The sequence below is a fragment of the Streptomyces polygonati genome (genome assembly GCF_042650325.1).
GTDB lineage: Bacteria > Actinomycetota > Actinomycetes > Streptomycetales > Streptomycetaceae > Actinacidiphila > Actinacidiphila polygonati.
This window is the reverse complement of record NZ_JBHSBB010000027.1, coordinates 55,780-76,296: the sequence shown is the minus strand read 5'-3', so window position 1 is coordinate 76,296 and position 20,517 is coordinate 55,780. Positions and strand designations below refer to the sequence as shown.

At 70.4% G+C, this 20,517-nt stretch carries 14 protein-coding genes; all 14 read right to left on the bottom strand.

Translation table 11 applies throughout. The features are described 5' to 3' along the window. Window positions 1-22 precede the first annotated feature (22 nt). The 14 genes from ACFO3J_RS28860 to ACFO3J_RS28795 all read right to left on the bottom strand — a co-directional run bounded on the left by ACFO3J_RS28860 (window position 23) and on the right by ACFO3J_RS28795 (window position 20,460). On the bottom strand, window positions 23-2,212 hold the full coding sequence (locus ACFO3J_RS28860; RefSeq protein ID WP_386435418.1) for an acyltransferase family protein: 2,190 nt from the start codon (window positions 2,210-2,212) through the stop codon (window positions 23-25). Between the two features lie 119 nt (window positions 2,213-2,331). After that, complete coding sequence (locus ACFO3J_RS28855) at window positions 2,332-4,278, bottom strand: TIGR03960 family B12-binding radical SAM protein (protein ID WP_386435795.1); 1,947 nt, start codon at window positions 4,276-4,278, stop codon at window positions 2,332-2,334. A gap of 129 nt (window positions 4,279-4,407) precedes the next feature. Further along, window positions 4,408-5,979, bottom strand: coding sequence for a CYTH and CHAD domain-containing protein (locus ACFO3J_RS28850; protein WP_386435415.1), 1,572 nt, complete (start codon window positions 5,977-5,979; stop codon window positions 4,408-4,410). Between the two features lie 326 nt (window positions 5,980-6,305). Further along, window positions 6,306-7,502 (bottom strand): rod shape-determining protein RodA, encoded by a 1,197-nt coding sequence (gene rodA, locus ACFO3J_RS28845; protein WP_386435412.1) that lies wholly within the window; start codon window positions 7,500-7,502, stop codon window positions 6,306-6,308. Continuing rightward, window positions 7,499-9,748 carry a penicillin-binding protein 2 gene (gene mrdA / locus ACFO3J_RS28840; RefSeq protein ID WP_386435410.1) on the bottom strand — a complete coding sequence of 750 codons (2,250 nt, stop codon included), beginning with the start codon at window positions 9,746-9,748 and terminating at the stop codon, window positions 7,499-7,501. The genes rodA and mrdA overlap by 4 nt, the downstream gene beginning before the upstream one ends. Beyond that, window positions 9,745-10,410: a rod shape-determining protein MreD gene (gene mreD / locus ACFO3J_RS28835; RefSeq protein WP_386435407.1), complete on the bottom strand. Its 666-nt coding sequence runs from the start codon at window positions 10,408-10,410 to the stop codon at window positions 9,745-9,747. The genes mrdA and mreD overlap by 4 nt, the downstream gene beginning before the upstream one ends. Window positions 10,411-10,413: 3 nt before the next feature. Then, window positions 10,414-11,508: a rod shape-determining protein MreC gene (gene mreC, locus ACFO3J_RS28830; RefSeq protein WP_386435404.1), complete on the bottom strand. Its 1,095-nt coding sequence runs from the start codon at window positions 11,506-11,508 to the stop codon at window positions 10,414-10,416. 293 nt (window positions 11,509-11,801) lie between these two features. Continuing rightward, window positions 11,802-12,827 carry a rod shape-determining protein gene (locus ACFO3J_RS28825; protein WP_386435792.1) on the bottom strand — a complete coding sequence of 342 codons (1,026 nt, stop codon included), beginning with the start codon at window positions 12,825-12,827 and terminating at the stop codon, window positions 11,802-11,804. Window positions 12,828-13,042: 215 nt separating this feature from the next. Continuing rightward, complete coding sequence (gene ndk, locus ACFO3J_RS28820; RefSeq protein ID WP_386435402.1) at window positions 13,043-13,456, bottom strand: nucleoside-diphosphate kinase; 414 nt, start codon at window positions 13,454-13,456, stop codon at window positions 13,043-13,045. Between the two features lie 53 nt (window positions 13,457-13,509). Beyond that, window positions 13,510-13,845, bottom strand: coding sequence for a DUF4233 domain-containing protein (locus tag ACFO3J_RS28815; RefSeq protein WP_386435399.1), 336 nt, complete (start codon window positions 13,843-13,845; stop codon window positions 13,510-13,512). A gap of 13 nt (window positions 13,846-13,858) precedes the next feature. Then, complete coding sequence (folC, locus tag ACFO3J_RS28810; RefSeq protein WP_386435397.1) at window positions 13,859-15,460, bottom strand: bifunctional tetrahydrofolate synthase/dihydrofolate synthase; 1,602 nt, start codon at window positions 15,458-15,460, stop codon at window positions 13,859-13,861. A gap of 63 nt (window positions 15,461-15,523) precedes the next feature. After that, the gene (locus tag ACFO3J_RS28805) at window positions 15,524-18,151 is read right to left on the bottom strand and encodes a valine--tRNA ligase (protein WP_386435394.1); all 2,628 of its coding nucleotides are present in this window, start codon (window positions 18,149-18,151) and stop codon (window positions 15,524-15,526) included. Between the two features lie 142 nt (window positions 18,152-18,293). After that, window positions 18,294-19,577 carry an ATP-dependent Clp protease ATP-binding subunit ClpX gene (gene clpX / locus ACFO3J_RS28800; RefSeq protein ID WP_093742311.1) on the bottom strand — a complete coding sequence of 428 codons (1,284 nt, stop codon included), beginning with the start codon at window positions 19,575-19,577 and terminating at the stop codon, window positions 18,294-18,296. Window positions 19,578-19,776: 199 nt separating this feature from the next. Then, window positions 19,777-20,460, bottom strand: coding sequence for an ATP-dependent Clp protease proteolytic subunit (locus ACFO3J_RS28795; protein WP_386435391.1), 684 nt, complete (start codon window positions 20,458-20,460; stop codon window positions 19,777-19,779). Window positions 20,461-20,517 lie beyond the last annotated feature (57 nt).

Below are 20,517 nucleotides of genomic sequence, written 5' to 3'. Positions count from 1 at the left end.
CCCGGCCGAGCAGCGGGCGTGGTCAGGACACCGGGTGCCCGGTGAGATCCGGGCCGAACAGCTCGGTCAGCCGCTGGGACAGTAGCGGGGCGAGCAGTTTCGCGTAGGCGGTACTCAGGTGGCTGCTGTCGCGGTAGACGAAGGTGTCGCCCACCACGACCGGGCAGATCCCGGCCGGGCTGCACAGCCATGGTTCCGGGTCGAGCAGGGTCGCGCCGGTGCGGGCCGCCGCCGTGCGGATCTCGGTGCGCCGGGCGGGCGACTGGATCGCCTCCGCGACGCGCGACGTGCACACCGCCAGGTCCAGCGGATGGGCCGCCGCGCAGTCCACCGCGTCGTTCTTCGGCCAGGGCGTGTCCAGTACCGCCAGCACCCGGGCGCCGCTGGGACGGAGCGCCTGGAATGTCCGGGTGAATCCGTCGGTCCACTGCGCCTGCTGGTCCTTCGCGGGGTGCGCCAGCTGCGCCACGTCCGAGGAGGCGGCGAACACCAGCGCGGGACGCATCGCGACGATCCGTTCCACCGCCTTGGCCCGCCACTGGTCACAGGACGCGTACGGCTTCGTCTCGTGGACGGTGGTGATCCGGGCGACCTTGCAGGAGGACTTGGTCATCACCACCAGCTTCCAGTGCCGTTGCCTGGCGAGCGGGTCGAGCGCCGGGAACCACTGGGCGGCGTGCGAGTCCCCGAACAGCACGACGGTCCTGCCGCCGTGCGGGTCGCCGAAGACGCAGGGCGGCTGCGCGGTGCTCGTATAGGCGACCTGGCAGCCCTCCCGGTACAGCGCGGACAGTTCGCCCTTGACGTCGGTGATCTTCGGCGACATGTTCACCGGCAGGCTGTCGTTGGGCGCCGCCAGCAGCCGCGACAGCGTCACCTGCGGGTCGGCCGCTTCCATCACCGCGCCCCGCAGCGCCGGGGCCGCCGCGCCCACGCCGATCTGCGGCGGGAAGGCGGCCGCGATCAGCGCCGCCGCGGTCGCGAACGCGGAGAGCCCGGCCCCCAGGGCCAGCGCCCGCCAGGGCCGCCCGCGGAAGACGCCGTTGAACCGCACCGGATTCTCCACCAGGCGCAGCGTCAGCCAGGCCAGCGCGAGCCCGACCGCGCAGCAGGCCAGGTTGAACCAGACGGTCGGCCTGTGGTGGAACGCCTCCGGCAGGATCACCAGCAGCGGCCAGTGCCACAGATACCAGCCGTACGAGACGCCGCCGACCCAGGTGACCGGCCGCGGCGACAGCACCAGACCGGCGCCGTAGCGCACGGGCGCGCAGCCGCCGGCCAGCACGAGGCCGGCGCCAGCCACCGGCAGCAGCGCCCAGTACCCGGGAAAGGCCGTGCCGTTGTCGAGCCACAGCGCCGCCCCGACCAGCGTGCCGAGGCCGGTCCAGGTCATCGCCGCCGCGACCGGGCGCGGCAGCCGCTCCAGCCGGGACACCGACATCCCGAGCAGCGCGCCGACGCCCAGTTCCCAGAAGCGGGCGTGCGAACCGAAGTACGCCCAGGAGACCGAGGTGCCGGTGAGCGTCACATTGAAGACGAACGACACCGCGCACAGCGCGACGAGCGGCACCGTGAGCAGCACGGCGCGCCGTCGCGCCGAGGCGCCGGCCAGGCTCCCGGTCACCTTCCAGGTGACGAGCAGCAGCAGCGGCCAGATCAGATAGAACTGCTCCTCCACCGCGAGCGACCAGAAGTGCTGGAACGGCGACGGTGGGCTGTCCGCGTTCAGGTAATTGGTGCCGGCCCCGGCCAGCCGCAGGTTCACCACGTAGAAGGTGCTGCTGAGCGCGTCCCCCACGTACTCGGAGAAGCGCACCCGCGACAGGTACAGCCAGGCGCCGCCGAGCGTGGCGACCACGACGATGGTCGAGGCCGGCAGCAGCCGCAGCGCCCGGCGGGCGTAGAACTTCCGGATGGACAGCCGCCCGTCGGCGGACAGTTCGCGCAGCAGCAGCGAGGTGATGAGGAAGCCCGATATGACGAAGAAGACGTCGACGCCTATGTAGCCGCCCTGCACATGCGGCACTCCGGCGTGCGACAGCACCACCATTGTCACGGCGAGCGCGCGCAGCCCCTGGATGTCCAGCCGCAGCGGCGCCTTAGCCGCTCGCCCGCCCACGGCGGCGACCGCCGCGCCGGGTTCCTGGGGCGCTTCGGGCATGCCCTCCGCCGCCCGCGCGGGGCCGGCGGGCGCGGGGCTGACTGCGTCCACGGGTTCTCCTCGGTCGGCTGCCGCCCTCGGCGGCCGGTCCCTCGCCTTGCGGATGGGCCTCGCCGTCGCCGGCGTCGCCTGTGAGACGTCCGGCGCGGCGCAACGGTTGCCCCCGCCGGTCAGGAGGCCGCCGGGGTCCCCGCGTTGACCACCGTCAGCGGCAGCAGCTTCTTGCCCGTCGGGCCCACCTGGATGTCGAGGTCCAGTTGGGGGCAGACGCCGCAGTCGAAGCAGGGGGTCCAGCGGCAGTCCTCGACCTCGGTCTCGTCCAGGGCGTCCTGCCAGTCGGCCCAGAGCCAGTCCTTGTCGAGGCCGGAGTCGAGGTGGTCCCAGGGCAGGACTTCCTCGGCGGTGCGCTCGCGGGTGGTGTACCACGCGAGGTCGAGGCCGAAGGCGGGCAGGGCGGCTTCGCAGGAGCGGAGCCAGCGGTCGTAGGAGAAGTGCTCGCGCCAGCCGTCGAAGCGGCCGCCGTCCTCGTAGACCGCGCGGATCACCGCGCCGACCCGGCGGTCGCCCCGGGAGAGCAGGCCCTCGATGATGCCGGGCTTGCCGTCGTGGTAGCGGAAGCCGATGTTGCGGCCGTACTTCTTGTCGCCGCGGATGGCGTCGCGCAGCTTCTCCAGCCGGGCGTCGGTCTCCTCGACGCCGAGTTGGGGCGCCCACTGGAAGGGGGTGTGCGGCTTGGGGACGAAGCCGCCGATGGAGACGGTGCAGCGGATGTCGTTCTGGCCGGTGACCTCGCGGCCCTTGGCGATGACGCGCTTGGCCATCTCCGCGATCTGCAGCACGTCCTCGTCGGTCTCGGTGGGGAGCCCGCACATGAAGTAGAGCTTGACCTGACGCCAGCCGTTGCCGTAGGCGGTGGCGACGGTCCGGATCAGGTCCTCCTCGGAGACCATCTTGTTGATGACCTTGCGGATGCGCTCGGAGCCGCCTTCGGGAGCGAAGGTGAGGCCGGAGCGGCGGCCGTTGCGGGTCAGTTCGTTGGCGAGGTCGATGTTGAAGGCGTCGACCCGGGTGGAGGGCAGGGACAGGCCGATCTTGTCCGCCTCGTAGCGATCGGCGAGGCCCTTGGCGATGTCGGCGATCTCGCTGTGGTCGGCGGAGGACAGCGACAGCAGGCCGACCTCCTCGAAGCCGGTCGCCTTCAGGCCGGCTTCGACCATCTCGCCGATGCCGGTGATGGACCGCTCGCGCACCGGGCGGGTGATCATGCCGGCCTGGCAGAAGCGGCAGCCGCGGGTGCAGCCGCGGAAGATCTCCACGGACATGCGCTCGTGCACGGTCTCGGCCAGCGGTACGAGCGGCTGCTTGGGGTACGGCCACTCGTCCAGGTCCATCACGGTGTGCTTCGAGACCCGCCACGGCACGCCCGAGCGGTTGGGCACGACCCGCGAGATGCGGCCGTCGGCCAGATACTCCACGTCGTAGAAGCGCGGGACGTACACCCCGCCGGTCCTGGCCAGCCGCAGCAGCAGTTCGTCCCGCCCGCCGGGGCGGCCCTCGGCCTTCCAGGCCCGCACGAGCTGGGTGATCGTCAGTACGGCCTGCTCGCCGTCGCCGATCACGGCCGCGTCGATGAAGTCGGCGATCGGCTCGGGGTTGAAGGCGGCGTGGCCGCCGGCCAGCACGATCGGGTCGTCCGCGGTGCGGTCCGCGGCGTTCAGCGGGATGCCGGCCAGGTCAAGGGCGGTCAGCATGTTGGTGTAGCCGAGCTCGGTGGAGAAGCTGAGCCCGAAGACGTCGAACGCGCGGACCGGCCGGTGGCCGTCCACCGTGAACTGCGGCACGTCGTGCTCGCGCATCAGCGCTTCCAGGTCCGGCCAGACGCTGTAGGTGCGCTCGGCGAGCACGCCCCGCTGTTCGTTGAGCACCTCGTACAGGATCATGACGCCCTGGTTGGGCAGCCCCACTTCGTACGCGTCCGGGTACATCAGCGCCCAGCGGACGTCGGTGCTGTCCCACTCCTTGACGGTTGAGTTCAGCTCCCCGCCCACGTACTGGATCGGCTTCTGGACGTGCGGGAGCAGCGCTTCCAGGCGCGGGAAGACCGACTCGACAGGCATCTCGGCGACTTTCATCAGCGGACGGTGGACCCCGCGCCCGGCCCGACCGGGCCCCGGGGAAGGGTGACCCTCAAGACTACCCGAGCGGAGGAGGCCTCCGTCCGGGCCGTCCACAGCCGCGGGCCGGTCTCAGACCGGCTGGTCCGCCTCCCGCCACGCGGCCGGGAGATCGGCCTCGACACCGGCGGCCAGTTCGCGTTCGCGGCGGATCATCGCGTCGTACGGCGCCGGGTCCTCGCCGGCCGCCACCGCGTCGGCGCGCAGCGGGACCAGGGCGGTCCGGCAGAGGTAGCCGTCCTGGTGCTCGCCGAGGAGCTGCTGGATGCCCTTCAGCCGGGAGGTGTGGGCGGCGGCGCGCTTGCCGAGGACTGCGGTGGCGGCCTCGCTGGAGTAGCGGGCGCGTTTGGCGTCCTTGCGGGCGTCGTGCAGGGCGGTGTCGCGGTCGTCGCCGGCCGGCATGGCCAGCGCGGTCTCGACGGCGGCGCGCAGCCGCGCGTGGTCCCGGCGTACGGTCGCGGCGGCGGAGGTCCCGGCGGGGGCGTCGGCGGCCGGTCGCAGGAACGGGGGTGCGGCCAGCAGGGCTTCCATGCCGTCGAGCAGGGCGAAGTAGCGGGCGCCGTCGAGCTCGCGGACCAGGGCGGCGTGGGCCGAGGAGGCGCTTCCCGCGGTGGCGGCCTCTGTTGAGGGCTCGCCCTCGCCCCGCGCGCGCAGGCGGCGCCGCAGTGCCTCGCCGGTCAGCGCGGGGTCGAGTTCGGCCAGGCGCCGGGCCAGGCGTTCGGCGAGGACCTCCCGGTCGCGTTCCAGGCCGAGGGCGCCGGCCAGCCACTTCAGCTCCCCGCCGAGAGGGTCGGTGACCCGGCGGTCCAGCTCGCGGCCGAAGCTCTTCAGGGCGCTGCGGGCCCGCCGGGTGGCCACCCGCATCCGGTGCACGGCGTCCTCCTCGGCGCGGCGCACGGCGGGGTCGAGGGCCAGCAGAGCGGTCAGCTGCTCGTACAGGTATCCGGTGGCGGTCTGCCCGGCCGTCTCCGGTACAGCCGGGGGCCCGGGCAGCGGCGGCACCAGGCGGTCGCCGAGGGCATGCGCGAGTTTGGAGGGGGAGGAGGAGCGGCGCATGCCGGCGGCGAGCAGGCGTTCCTCCACGGCGTCCAGCAAGTCCGCGCCGCCCTCGGCCAGTTCGACCTCGGTCTCGGTCCAGGCCGGGCCCGGGGTCCAGGAGGGCTCTTCCGACCGCGGTTCGGACGGCTCGGCGAGATCCGCCGCCACCTCGTCGTGGGCGATCTCGGCGAGGGTCCGCCCCTCGTCGTCCAGCAGCAGCGTCCGCCGCCGGGTCGTGCGCAGGCGTACGACGGGCGCGAGCGGGTGGCCGCGGACGATCGCGGCGACCTCGGTCCGCAACTCCTCGGGCGGCTCGCCGGTGGCCTCGCCGGTGGCCGAGCCGAGCGGGGCGTGCACCTCGGTGCGGGTGTCCGCCTGCGCGGTGGGGAGCTTCAGGTGCCAGCCGGCGTCCTGACCGCCGGTACGCCGCCGCAGTGTCGTCCGGTGCGCGACGAGGGCGAGCCCGGCGGTGTCGTAGTAGACCGCGTCCAGCCGATCGGCCGCCGGCCGGCGCACCTCGGCGACCCCGGCGAGCCCATCCGCCTCGAACCCGGACTGCCCGCTGGCCTCGTACTTACGTTCGGTCTCTGCCACCCGTTCGCCCATGCTTGGACGGTATGCCCCGCTGCCCACCCCGGCAATGTCTCGTGCCGAGCGCTACCGGAACGGCCCCGCCCCGGACCGCGGCCCGCCCCCACCTCCCCGCGCGGTTCCCCGCGCCTCTGAAACGACCCCGCCGTGACACTTACGGCCATCCCCAAACCGCGCGCCGTCCGTGGCTGGCCGCGCAGTTCCCCGCGCCCCTGACGGGGCGCACCTCACCCCGCAGGCATCGCCCCGCAGGGGCGCGAGGAACTGCGCGAACAACCACAACGCACCCGCACCCGGAAACGGGCCGGTGCGGGTCCGATTCGGCTGGGCTCAGCGCAGCGTCATGCTGACATCGCCCGCTTCATCTTCACCGACTCCAGCAGCCCTATGGCAATGAAATTCGCGAACATCGACGAGCCGCCGTAGGAGACGAACGGCAAGGGGATGCCGGCCACCGGCATGATCCCGAGGGTCATGCCGATGTTCTCGAAGGACTGGAAGGAGAACCACGCCACCACGCCCGCCGCCACGATCGTGCCGTAGAGGTCGGTGGCGTTGCGGGCGATCGAGCAGGCGCGCCAGAGGATGACGCCGATGAGGGTGACGATGAGGAGCGCGCCGACGAAGCCGAGTTCCTCGCCGGCCACGGAGAAGACGAAGTCGGTCTGCTGCTCGGGGACGAACTGGCCGGTGGTCTGGCTGCCGTGGAAGAGGCCCTTGCCCAGCAGGCCGCCGGAGCCGATGGCGATCCGGGCCTGGCTGGTGTTGTAGCCGACACCTGCCGGGTCGAGCGCCGGGTTGGCGAAGGCCGCGAAGCGGTCGATCTGGTACTTGTCGAGGATGCCGAGCTTCCAGACCAGGAGCGCGCCGACGAAACCCGTGCCGATCAGGCCGAACACCCAGCGGGCGGACGCGCCGGAGGCCAGCAGGATGCCGAGCACGATCGCGGCCAGCACCATCACCGAGCCGAGGTCCGGCATCAGCATGATGATCGCGACCGGGGCACCGGCCAGCGCCAGCGACTGGAGCACCGTGCGGTGGCCGGGATGCAGCTTGTCGCCCGCGTCGACCTGCGCGGACAGCACCATGGCCATGCCGATGATGATCGCGACCTTGACGAACTCCGACGGCTGGAGCGAGAAGCCGCCGCCGATCACGATCCAGGAGTGGGCGCCGTTGATGGTGGAGCCCAGCGGGCTGAGCACCGCCAGGATGCCGAGGATCGACAGGACGTAGAAGAAGGGCACGATCGTCCGCATGCGGTGGTGCCCTATGGCCATCGCGCCGATGGCCAGACCGAAGCCGATGCCGGCGTTCATCACATGGCGGATCAGGAAGTAGTACTGGTCGCCATGGGTGAGGTTGGTCCGGTTCCGGGTGGCCGAGTAGACCAGCATGGTGCCGATCGCGCACAGCAGCAGCGTGGCGAAGAGCAGCACCCAGTCCATCCGCCGGACCACCGAGTCGCGGGCGAAGAGCTTGCCGAGGGCGGACTTCTCCGGGCTGAACCGGGGGACGGTATACGTATGGGCGCTCATGACCAGGACTTCCTGCCGTACAGCAGCCGCTCGGTGCGCGTCGGGGTGAGGGCGGCCAGCGCCGATCCGGTGTCGTCCGCGGTGCGCGGGCCGTCGCCGGAGGTCAGCACCGGGCCGAGGTCGCCGGGGCCCGAGGGGCCGACGACGTAGGACGCCGGGGCGACGACCACGCCGTCCGGGGAGATCTTCGGCAGCGAGGTGACCGGCTTGGGCATGATGCCCTTCTTCGGGTCGACCGCGGTGCTGTCCTTCTGGATGCCGTACATCGCCTCGTAGATCCGGCGGACCGCCGTACCGGAGCCGCCGGAACCCGTACCGGCCTGCGAGATCGTCATCACGATCGTGTAGTCCTTGGTGTACGTGGTCAGCCAGGAGGTGGTCTGCTTGCCGGTGACCTCCGCGGTACCGGTCTTGGCGTGCAGGGTGATCTTGTCCTGCGGCCAGTTGAGGAACTTCCAGTTGGCGGTACCACCGGTGACCACGCCCGCGGTGGCCTCGTCGATGTACTTCAGGGTGTTCTGGCTGTCGGGCAGCTTGCCGACCACCTTGGGCTTGATCGGGGTGACGGTCTTGCCGTCGGGGCTCACCACCGCCTTCCCTATGGTCGGCTGGTAGAGCGTGCCGCCGTTGGCGAGGGCCGCGTAGGCGCGGGCCATCTGGATCGGGGTGACGAGCGTGTCGCCCTGGCCGATCGCGTAGTTGACGGAGTCACCGGCCCGCAGCATGTAGCCGTCGGTGCAGTTCTCCCGGGCGATGTTGGTGGCCAGGTCGTGCTTCTTACTGGTCTTCTTCAGCTTGCACCAGTAGTCCTTGTTGGCGTCGTAGTAGTCCTGCTTCCACTGCCGGTCCGGGATACGGCCGGTGACCTCGCCGGGCAGGTCCACATCGGTCTTGGCGCCGAGACCGAACTGGTGGGCGGTCTTGTAGAACCAGTCGTTGGGGTGCTTGGGCGAGTAACCGCCGTCCTTCTGCCACTCCTTGTACGCGATGCCGTAGAAGACGGTGTCGCAGGAGACCTCCAGCGCCCGGCCGAGCGAGATGTCGCCGAAGCTCTCGTTCTCGAAGTTCTTGAAGACCTGGTCGCCGATCTTCATCGACGAGGTGCAGGGATAGCCGCCGTTGATGTCGTAGCCGGCGTTGACGGCGGCCGAGGTGGACACCACCTTGAAGGTGGAGCCGGGGGCCGACTGGCCCTGGATCGCCCGGTTGAGCAGCGGGTAGTTGGACTTGACCGCGGTCAGGTTCTGGTAGTCCTTGGCCGAGATGCCGCCGACCCAGGAGTTGGGGTCGTAGGTCGGCGCGCTGGCCATCGCGATGATCTGCCCGGTGTGGTTGTCCATCACCACGGCCGCGCCCGAGTCGGCCTTGTAGTTCTCGTGGGTGATCGGGTCGAAGGTCCGGCGGGCTTCCTGCATCGCCGCGTTGAGCTGCTTCTCGGTGACCGCCTGGACCTTGGCGTCGATGCTGGTGACCAGGGTGTCGCCGGGGGTGGCCGGGGTGTCGCCGGCCTTGCCGATGACCCGGCCGAGGTTGTCCACCTCGTAGCGGGTGACACCGGCCTTGCCGCGCAGCTCGGGGTCGTAGCTGCTCTCCAGGCCGGAGCGGCCGATCTGGTCGGACCGCAGCAGCGGCGTGGCGGTCTTCTCGGAGGCGGTCAGCTCGGCGTCGGTGACCGGCGAGAGGTAGCCGAGCACCTGGGCGGTGTTGGCCTTGTACGGGGCCGGGTAGCGGCGCACCGCGGTGGGTTCGGCGGTGATGCCGGGGAAGTCCTCGCGGCGCTCCATGATCTGCAGGGCCTGCTGGGTGGTGGCCGCGTCGGTGATCGGGATCGGCTGGTAGGGCGAGCCGTTCCAGCAGGGCTGCGGGGTCTTGGCGTCGCACAGCCGGACCTTGTCCTGCACCTCCTGCGCCTTCATCCCGAGTACGCCGGCCAGCCGGGCCAGTACGGCCTTGCCGTCGTCGGACTGCTTGAGCAGGTCGGTACGGCTGGCCGAGACCACCAGCCGGGTCTCGTTGTCGGCCAGCGGCACACCGTGGTCGTCGAGGATCGCGCCGCGCACGGCGGGGGTGACCACCTGCTGGATGTGGTTGTTGGCGGCCTTCTGGTCGTACTCCTGGCCGTTGCGGATCTGCAAATACCACAGCCGGCCGCCGAGGGTGAACAGCAGCGACAGGGTGAGGACTTGCAGGATGACCAGGCGGATGGTGACCCGCGTGGTCCGACCGGTGTCCGGGATATTGCTCATGGCTGGCGACGCGCTCCCCTGGCCGGCGAGTTGAACCTGACCATCTTGCCCGCCCGCCCGAACAGGCCGCGCTGCGGGGCCAGTCCGGTTCTGGCGGTTCTCATCCGGCCGCGGCTGCCGCCCACCCCGCCGAAGCCGGAGGTGTCGTCGGCCAGCGGATCGTGGTCGAAGCGGCGGGCCAGCGCCATCACCACCGGCACCACGAAGGGCGCCAGCAGCAGGTCGTAGAGCGTGGCGGTGAACACCAGCTTGGCCAGCCCGACATGGGCGCCGGCCTGGTCCCCGACGAGGCTGCCGACGCCGGCGTAGAGCAGGGTGGTGCCGATGGCGGCGCCGACGACGACCATCATCGGGCCGGCCGCGGTGCGCGGCTGGCCGCTCTCGGGTTTGACCAGGCCGGCCAGGTAGCCGATCACGCACAGCACCAGGGCGTAGCGCCCCACGGCGTGGTCGGCGGGCGGCGCGATGTCGGCGAGCAGCCCGGCGAAGAAGCCGATCAGGCAGCCGCCGACATGGCCGTAGGCGAGGGCCAGACCGAGCACGGTCAGCAGCAGCAGGTCGGGTACGGCCCCGGGCAGATGCAGCCGGGCCAGCACGCTGACCTGGGCGACCATGGCGATGGCCACCAGAAGGGTGGAAAGCACGATCCGTTTGGCGCGCATGGGTCAGCCCCCGCTGGTGTTCGTCGGGGTGGGTTGATCGCCCAGGGTGATGTTGTAGTCCTGGACGGTGGCGGTGGGGGTGGCGCCCGGGAGGTCGCCCGGCACGTCCCCGGGCTGCTCCGCCGGATTGTCGGTGCCGTTCCCCGTGTCGCCCGTGTCGCCGGTGCCGGTCGTGCCGTCCGTGCCGGTCGCCGTACCGCTCGGCTTGGGCTTGGGCTTCGGTTTGGCCGGCGGGGCCGGGCGGGTCGGCAGCACGCTGTCGCGCGGGTCGGTGCGCGGGCCCACCACGACGACGCCCACGATGTCCAGTTTGGTGAAGCCGACGAAGGGCTGGACCTGCACGGTCTTGGTGAGGTTGCCCGCCGACGGGTCGACGCCCACGATCCTGCCGACCGGCACACCCGCCACGAAGGGCTTGCCCCCGGTGGAGCCGAAGGTGACCAGCCGGTCGCCGTCGTGCACGTTGGCGCTGGCGTTGAGCAGTTGGACCCGCATCGGGCGGTTGCCCTCGCCGGTGGCGAAGCCGAGCTCCATGGACCTCTCCAGCCGGGTGCCGACGGTGAAGTCCGGGTCGTTGGCGAGCAGCACGGTGGCGGTGGACGGGCCCACGGTGGTGACCCGGCCGACCAGACCGTCGCCGTTGATGACGGTCATGTCGCGGGCGATGCCGTCCCTGCTGCCCGCGTCGATGGTGACCGTCCAGGAAAAGCCCTGGGCGGCTCCTATCGCGATGACCTGCGCGCCCTTGATGGTGTACTGGCCGGCGCCGGCGGTCTTGAGCATCTTGTCGAGTTCGGCGGCGCGGTTGCGGGTGATGTCCTTGCTGCCCAACTGCTCCTTGAGCGCGGCGTTCTCACGCTTGAGCCGGTTGATGGTGCTGCTGCGGCCGCCCGAGTCCCGTACCGCGTCTATGGCGTTGCCCACCGGGTCGACGGCTCCGGCCACGCTGTTCTCCACCGGGCCGAAGACGGACTGCGCCACCTGCCGCGGCCGGTCCAGCGGTGAGTTCTCACCGCCGCGGATGTCCACGGTGATCAGCGCGAACGCCACCACCACCAGCAGTACCAGCAGCAGCCGGCTCTCCTTTGTGTCCCTCACGGGCGCCAGTCCGTGCCTTCCTCATCGGACCCGCCGCCGCTAAGGGCGCGGCCGGTCGGAACTAGTGTGCGGGGTATGGCCGGTGAGCGGTGCGCACCCGCGGCGGCCGGTCCGGCGGGGTCGTCTGCGAGCAGTCGTCTGCGATGTTGTTCGGGGTGTTCTTCGGGGTGTTCTTCGGGGTGCTGTTCAGGTTGCTGTCCGGGTGCCGCCCGCTCAGTGCGGTCTGCGGTTTTCCGCTGGTTATGAGCGGGTTATCCGCGGGGTGTTATCTGCACGACGTCACCTACGAGGGGTCATCTGCGGGGCGCGGCGTCGAGGACCTGCTGGAGCGCCTCGAATTCCTCGACGCACTTGCCGGCGCCCAGCGCCACGCAGTCCAGCGGCGATTCCGCGATATGGATCGGCATGCCCGTCTCGAATCGCAGTCGCTCGTCGAGGCCGCGCAGCAGCGCGCCGCCGCCGGCCAGCACGATGCCGCGGTCCATGATGTCGCCGGACAGCTCCGGCGGGCACTTGTCCAGGGTGGTCTTGACTGCGTCCACGATCGCGTTGACCGGTTCCTCGATGGCCTTGCGGACCTCGCCGGCCGAGATGACCACGGTCTTGGGCAGCCCGCTGACCAGGTCGCGGCCGCGGATCTCGGTGTGCTCCTCCTGCTCCGGCTTGGAGTCGAAGGCGGAACCGATGGTCAGCTTGATCTGCTCGGCGGTGCGCTCTCCGAGCAGCAGGCTGTACTCCTTCTTGATGTGCTGGATGATCGCGTTGTCCAGCTCGTCGCCGGCCACCCGGATGGACTGGGCGGTGACGATGCCGCCGAGGCTGATCACCGCGACCTCGGTGGTGCCGCCGCCGATGTCCACCACCATGTTGCCGGTCGCCTCGTGCACCGGGAGTCCGGCGCCGATCGCGGCCGCCATCGGCTCCTCGATGATGTGCACGGTACGGGCGCCGGCCTGGGTGGCGGCCTCGATGACGGCACGGCGCTCCACGCCCGTGATGCCGGAAGGCACGCACACCACGACCCGCGGGCGGACCATGTAGCGGCGGCGGTGGATCTTGAGGATGAAGTAGCGCAGCATGCGCTCGGTGATCTCGAAGTCGGCGATGACGCCGTCCTTCAGCGGCCGGACCGCGACGATGTTGCCCGGCGTGCGTCCGATCATCTTCTTCGCCTCGGAACCGACGGCGAGGATTCCCCCGGTGTTGGTGTTGACCGCGACCACCGACGGCTCGTTCAGGACGATCCCGCGGCCCCTGACGTACACCAGCGTGTTGGCGGTCCCGAGGTCGACAGCCATATCACGGCCGATGAACGACATGTTGTTCGCCATGTGGATACGTCTGGCCTTCCCGAGCTTGAACGGAGATTCCATCGTAGTCGCGCCCGACCGGACGCGGGATCGGGGCTGTGACGTCATCGAGGGTTCCGACGTCATTGTCATCAGAACACACAGCGGACCTCGGTAATGGTGACGCCGTGTCGGAATGAATGGTTCCCGATCGCCCCCGGCATATGTCCGCCCGGGGCGGGTGGTTAGGCCAGACCGGGGAAGAACAGCTTGATCTCGCGCTCCGCGGACTCCTCCGAGTCCGAGGCGTGCACCAGATTCTCCCGCACGATCGTGCCGAAGTCCCCCCGAATGGTCCCCGGGGCCGCCGCGATCGGGTCGGTCGGGCCGGCCAGTTCGCGTACGCCCGCCACCACCCGCTCGCCCTCGATCACCAGCGCCACGGAAGGACCTGACGCCATGAAGTCCATCAGCGGCTCGTAGAACGGGCGGCCGACGTGTTCGGCGTAGTGCTGCTCCAAGGTGCCCCGGTCCGGGGTACGGAGTTCGAGCGCGGTGATCGTCCAGCCGGCCTTCTGCTCGAACCGGGTCACGATCGTACCGATCAGACCGCGGCGAACGGCGTCCGGTTTGAGAAGGACGAGGGTGCGCTGGGACACGGTTCGGCTCCTGATGCGTATGACACGTGCGGGTGTACGGACGAGCCTAGCCGTCAGGCCGCGGGGGCCGTATGGCGGGACCTGATCTCGTCGATCTTGCGGCCGTAGTGGATCGACGCCCACCACAGGGCCGCGAAGACCACCCCGAGGATGAACATCGTACCGACCACGAAACCGCTGGCGATCAGGCCGATCTGCAGCGCCCAGCCGACCGCCAGCGCGCCGGGCCGCTTGAGCGCCCCGCACAGCAGCACGCACATCGCCATGGCGATGCCGCACACCGTCCACACGGCGCCCTGCGAGAGGTCGGGGTGTTTCATCGCGACCAGCCCGGCGAAGCCGATGACGAAGAACTCGCCGATCAGCGTGCTCGAACACAGCGTCCGCATGGCCCGGTCCCTCTCACTTGCGGCCCAGCAGCAGCCGGGCCTCTCCCACGGTGACCACCGATCCGGTGACCAGCACCCCGGCCCCGGCGTACTCGCCCTCCTCCTCGGCGAGGGTGATGGCCGCCTCCAGCGCGTCGTCCAGCCGCGGCTCGACCTGCACCCGGTCGTCGCCGAACACCTCGACGGCCACCGCGGCCAGCGCGTCCACGTCCATCGAGCGCGAGGTCGAGTTGCTGGTGACGACCACCTCGGAGAAGACGGGCTCGAAGGCCTCCAGCAGCCCGCGTACATCCTTGTCGGCGCTCGGGGCGACCACACCCACCAGATGGGTGAACGCGAAGACCTCGCCGATGGCCGCGGCCGCGGCCCGCGCGCCGCCCGGGTTGTGCGCGGCGTCCAGCACCACGGTGGGGCTGCGGCGGACCACTTCGAGCCGGCCCGGCGAGGTGACCGCGGCGAACGCGGCCCGCACGGTGTCCGGGTCGAGGGTGCGCTCGTGGACGCGCCCGATACCGAAGAACGCCTCGACGGCGGCGAGCGCGAGCGCGGCGTTGTGCGCCTGGTGTTCGCCGTGCAGCGGCAGGAAGACCTGTTCGTACTCGCCGCCGAGGCCGCGCAGGGTCAGCAGCTGCCCGCCGACGGCGACCTCGCGGTGCACCACGCCGAATTCGACGCCCGCCCGGACCACGGTCGCCTCGACCTCGGCCGCCCGCGCCAGCAGCACCTTCGCGGCGTCGGCGGGCTGCTGCGCGAAGACGGCGGTGGCGTCCTTCTTGACGATGCCGGCCTTCTCCACCGCGATCTCGCCGGTGGTGGCGCCGAGCCGGTCGGTGTGGTCCAGCGAGATCGGGGTGACGACCGCGACCTGGCCGTCCAGCACATTGGTGGCGTCCCAGGTGCCGCCCAGCCCGACTTCCACCACGGCCACGTCCACCGGCGCGTCGGCGAAGGCCGCGTAGGCCATCCCGGTGAGCACCTCGAAGAAGGACAGCCGGTGCGGCTGGCCGCCGTCGATCAGGCCGACGTACGGCTGGAGGTCGCGGTAGGTCTCGATGAAGCGCTCGGCGCTGATCGGGGTGCCGTCCAGGGTGATCCGCTCGGTGACGGACTGGACGTGCGGGCTGGTGTAGCGGCCGGTGCGCAGCTCGAAGGCGAGCAGCAGCCGCTCGATCATCCGGGCGGTGCTGGTCTTGCCGTTGGTGCCGGTGATGTGGATCGCCGGGTAGGTGCGCTGCGGATCACCGAGGATGTCCATCAGCGCGGTGATCCGGTCCAGCGACGGATCGATCTTCGTCTCGGGCCAGCGGCCGAGCAGTTCCTCCTCGACCGCGCGCAGCTGCCGGTCGAGCTCCGGGTCGACCGGGCGGGACGGCACGTCGTCCTCGGGGGCGGGCGGGGTGATCTGGGCGCGCAGGGTGCGGCTGCCGGCCTCGATGAGGGCAAGGTCGGCGTCGCGGAGCGGCCCGCCGGCCGGGTTGTCGGCGCCGTCCTCGGCGGAGTCGTCGCCGGAGTTTTCAGCGGGGTCGTCGGCGGGGGCGTCGGCGCTGGAACCGCCGGTCGGGTCGTCCGGGAAGTCGTCGTCGTACGGCCCGTCGCCCGGGAGGTTCTCGCTCACACAGCGCAGTCTACGGAACGGGCCCGGACCGAAAGGTCCGGGCCCGTCCGCCGCTCGGCGGGATCATGCCTCCGGGAGCGCCGCGAGCTGCGCGGTGATCCGGGCGATGTCCGCCTCGGACGCCGCCAGCCGGCCGCGGATTCCGGCCACCACGCTGTCCGGCGCCTTGGCAAGGAACGCGTCGTTGCCGAGTTTCCGGCCGGCCTGCTCCTTCTCCTTCTCCGCCAGGCCCAGGTCCTTGGCGAGCCGCTTGCGCTCGGCGGCCACGTCGATGGTGCCGGACAGGTCGAGCGCGACGGTGATTCCGGCCACCGGCAGCGTGGCGGTCGGGTGGAAGCCCTCGCCGGCCGGCTGGAGCCGCAGCAGCTGCCGGATGGCGTCCTCGTGCGGCGCCAGCGCGGTGGCGTCGAGGGTCAGCAGCGCCGGGACCCGCTGGCCGGGCTGGAGGCCCTGGTCGGAGCGGAACCGGCGGACCTCGGTGACCACCCGCTGGACCTCGGCGATCTCCGCCTCGGCCGCCGCGTCCCGGAATCCGCTGTCCCGCGGCCAGTCCGCGATCACCAGCGACTCCCCGCCGGTGAGCGTCGTCCACAGCGTCTCGGTGACGAACGGCACCACCGGGTGCAGCAGCCGCAGCATCACGTCCAGCACCTCGCCGAGCACCCGCCCGGAGACCCTGGCCGCGTCGCCGCCCTTGAAGAAGGTGGTCTTGGACAGCTCCACGTACCAGTCGAAGACCTCGTCCCAGGCGAAGTGGTAGAGCCCGTCGCTGAGTTTGGCGAACTGGAAGTCCTCGTAGTTGGCGTCCACCTCCGCCACCACGGTGTTCAGCCGGGACAGGATCCACCGGTCGGCCGCCGACAGCTCCTCGGGGGCCGGCAGCGGGCCCTCGATGCTGGCGCCGTTCATCAGCGCGAAGCGGGTGGCGTTCCAGATCTTGTTGGCGAAGTTGCGGGACGCCTTGACCCAGTCCTCGCCGATCGGCACGTCCGCGCCCGGGTTGGCGCCCGAGGCCAGGGTGAAGCGCACCGCGTCGGAGCCGTAGGCGTTCATCCAGTCCAGCGGGTCCACCGAGTTGGGGTTGGACTTGGACATCTTCTTGCCGTGCTCGTCACGGACCAGGCCGGTGAGCGCGATGGTGTGGAAGGGCGCCACGCCGTCCATCGCGTACAGGCCGAACATCATCATCCGGGCCACCCAGAAGAAGATGATGTCGTGGCCGGTGAGCAGCACATCGGTCGGATAGAACTTCTCCAGGTCGGGGGTCCGCTCCGGCCAGCCCAGGGTGGAGAAGGGCCACAGCCCGGAGGAGAACCAGGTGTCCAGGACGTCGGAGTCCTGGGTCCAGCCCTCACCTGGAATGGGGTCGTCGGGCCCGACGCAGATCGTCTCGCCGTCCGGGCCGTACCAGACCGGGATGCGGTGACCCCACCACAACTGGCGGGAGATGCACCAGTCGTGCATGTTGTCGACCCAGTCGAAGTACCGCTTGGACATCTCCGGCGGGTGGATGGCGACCCGGCCGTCGCGGACCGCGTCGCCCGCGGCCTTGGCCAGCGGGCCGACCTTGACCCACCACTGGAGCGACAGCCGCGGCTCGATGGTGGTCTTGCAGCGTGAGCAGTGGCCGACCGAGTGGACGTACGGCCGCTTCTCCGCGACGATCCGGCCCTGCTCGCGCAGGCTCCCGACGATCGCCGAGCGCGCCTCGAAGCGGTCCAGGCCCTGGAACGGTCCGTGCACGGTGATGATGCCGCGCTCGTCCATCACCGTGATGGACTCCAGGCCGTGCCGCTGGCCGATCGCGAAGTCGTTGGGGTCGTGCGCCGGGGTGACCTTGACCGCGCCGGTGCCGAACTCCGGGTCGACATGGGTGTCGGCGACCACCGGGATCGTCCGGTCGGTGAGCGGCAGCTTGATCCGCTTGCCGACCAGGTGCTTGTAGCGCTCGTCGTCCGGGTGGACGGCGACGGCGGTGTCACCGAGCATCGTCTCGGCGCGGGTGGTGGCCACCACGACCGTGTCGTCGCCCTCGCCGTACAGCAGCGAGACCAGTTCGCCGTCGTCGTCCTGGTATTCCACCTCGATGTCGGAGATGGCGGTCAGACAGCGCGGACACCAGTTGATGATCCGCTCGGCGCGGTAGATCAGCTCGTCGTCGTAGAGCTTCTTGAAGATGGTCATGACGGCCCGGGACAGGCCCTCGTCCATGGTGAAGCGTTCCCTCGACCAGTCGACGCCGTCGCCGAGGCGGCGCATCTGGCCCAGGATCCGGCCGCCGTACTCTTCCTTCCACTGCCAGACCCGCTCGACGAACGCCTCCCGGCCGATGTCCTGGCGGGACTTGCCCTCGGTGCCGAGCTGCTGCTCGACCTTGTTCTGGGTGGCGATGCCGGCGTGGTCCATGCCGGGCAGCCACAGCGACTCGTAGCCCTGCATCCGCCGGCGGCGGGTGAGGGCGTCCATCAGGGTGTGCTGGAAGGCGTGGCCGAGGTGGAGCGTCCCGGTGACGTTCGGCGGCGGGATGACGATGGTGTACGGCGGCTTCCCGCTCTTCGCGTCGGCCTCGAAGTACCCCCGCCGCACCCAGCGCTCGTACAGCGCCCCCTCTACCTCGGCCGGCGCGTACTGGGTCGGCAGTTCGGGGTTGCTGTTCGGCCCGCTGTCGGGGCGCTGAGTGTTGTCGGTCACGAGGCCGATTCTACGGGGGCGGGCCGCGGTGTTACGAATCAGTTGCCCGGGGTGGGGGCGGCAGCGCGGAGCGCCCGGTCCGCCGGGGACCGGGCGCTCCTTTCGCAGGTGTCCGGGTGGCCGGGTCCGGGCCTCAGGAGGGTCAGGCGCTCTTCTGCTCGCCCTTGCCGACGATCCGCGGCTCGCGCGGCACCAGAGTCGGGTTGACGTTGGAGTGCACGACGTCGGCGGTGACCACGACCCGGGCCACGTCCTTGCGGGACGGCACCTCGTACATCACCGACATCAGCACCTCCTCCATGATCGCGCGCAGACCGCGGGCACCGGTCTGCCGCAGGATCGCCTGGTCGGCGATGGCCTCCAGCGCCCCGCGCTCGAACTCCAGTTCCACACCGTCGAGTTCGAAGAGCTTCTGATACTGCTTCACCAGTGCGTTGCGCGGCTCGACCAGGATCTGCAGCAGCGCCTCACGGTCCAGGTTGTGGACGTTGGTGATGACGGGCAGCCGGCCGATGAACTCGGGGATCATGCCGAACTTCACCAGGTCCTCGGGCATGATCTCGGAGAACTGGTCGGCCATGTTCAGCTCGCGCTTGGAGCGGATGGTGGCGCCGAAGCCGATGCCCTTGGCGCCCGCCCTGGCCTCGATGATCTTCTCCAGGCCCGAGAAGGCACCGCCCACGATGAACAGCACGTTGGTGGTGTCGATCTGGATGAACTCCTGGTGCGGGTGCTTGCGTCCGCCCTGCGGCGGCACGGAGGCGGTGGTGCCCTCCAGGATCTTCAGCAGCGCCTGCTGCACGCCCTCGCCGGACACATCGCGGGTGATCGACGGGTTCTCGCTCTTGCGGGCGACCTTGTCGATCTCGTCGATGTAGATGATCCCGGTCTCGGCCTTCTTGACGTCGTAGTCGGCCGCCTGGATCAGCTTCAGCAGGATGTTCTCGACATCCTCGCCCACGTAGCCCGCCTCGGTGAGCGCGGTGGCGTCGGCGATGGCGAACGGCACGTTCAGCATCCGGGCCAGGGTCTGGGCCAGCAGCGTCTTGCCGGAGCCGGTGGGGCCCAGCAGCAGGATGTTGGACTTGGCGAGCTCGATGGCGTCGTCGTGTCCCGGGCGGCCGTTCTCACCGGCCTGGACCCGCTTGTAGTGGTTGTAGACCGCGACCGAGAGGGCCTTCTTCGCCGGCTCCTGGCCGACGACGTAGCTCTCCAGGAACTCGTAGATCTCCCGCGGCTTGGGCAGGTCCTCCCAGCGCACCTCGGAGGACTCGGCGAGTTCCTCCTCGATGATCTCGTTGCAGAGGTCGATGCACTCGTCGCAGATGTACACACCCGGGCCTGCGATGAGCTTCTTCACCTGCTTCTGGCTCTTTCCGCAGAATGAGCACTTCAGCAGGTCTCCACCGTCACCGATGCGTGCCACGAGGTGTTTCCCCTTCGCCTGGGATCCGCCGACCTTCAACGGAGCCTGGTGCTTCTCTCATCGACGGTACCTTGCCGCGCCCCTCGTGTGGGCCCCCCTTGGACGTACTCGCTTTCCGAGTCCAAGGAGGGCCGACCACGAGGGTGGGCCGTGGTGCCGTCAGTCGCCGTCCGTCAGGCGTTCACGCCGGGCGGATACATCAGACGCTGACGGAGGTCTTGCGGGTCGACACGATCTGGTCGATCAGACCGTAGGTCAGTGCCTCATCAGCGGTGAGGATCTTGTCACGCTCGATGTCCTCGCGGATCTCCTCGATCGGCGTGGTGGAGTGCTTGGCGAGCATCTCCTCCAGCTGCTGCCGCATCCGGATGATCTCGTTCGCGGCGATCTCCAGGTCGGACACCTGACCGCGACCGGTCTCACTGTACGGCTGGTGGATGAGCACCCGCGCATTGGGGAGCGCCATCCGCTTGCCGGGGCTGCCGGCCGCGAGCAGCACGGCCGCGGCGGAGGCCGCCTGGCCCATGCAGACCGTCTGGATGTCGGGCTTCACGAACTGCATGGTGTCGTAGATGGCGGTCAGCGCGGTGAAGGAACCACCGGGGCTGTTGATGTAGACCGAGATGTCGCGGTCGGGGTCCATCGACTCCAGGCACAGCAGCTGCGCCATGACGTCGTTGGCGGAGGCGTCGTCGATCTGCACGCCGAGGAAGATGACGCGCTCCTCGAAGAGCTTGGCGTACGGGTCGTACTCGCGCACGCCCTGCGAGGTGCGCTCGACGAAGCGCGGGATGACATAACGGGCCTCGGCGCCGAACAGACCGGGCCGCTCGGCCGCGGTGCGCTCGTACAGGCCACTACCGGGGAAGTTCAAGGGATTCACGTCCACCGTCCTGGTGATGAAAAGCTTCGAGGGATCTGCGGGGCTCGGGCCCGGAGC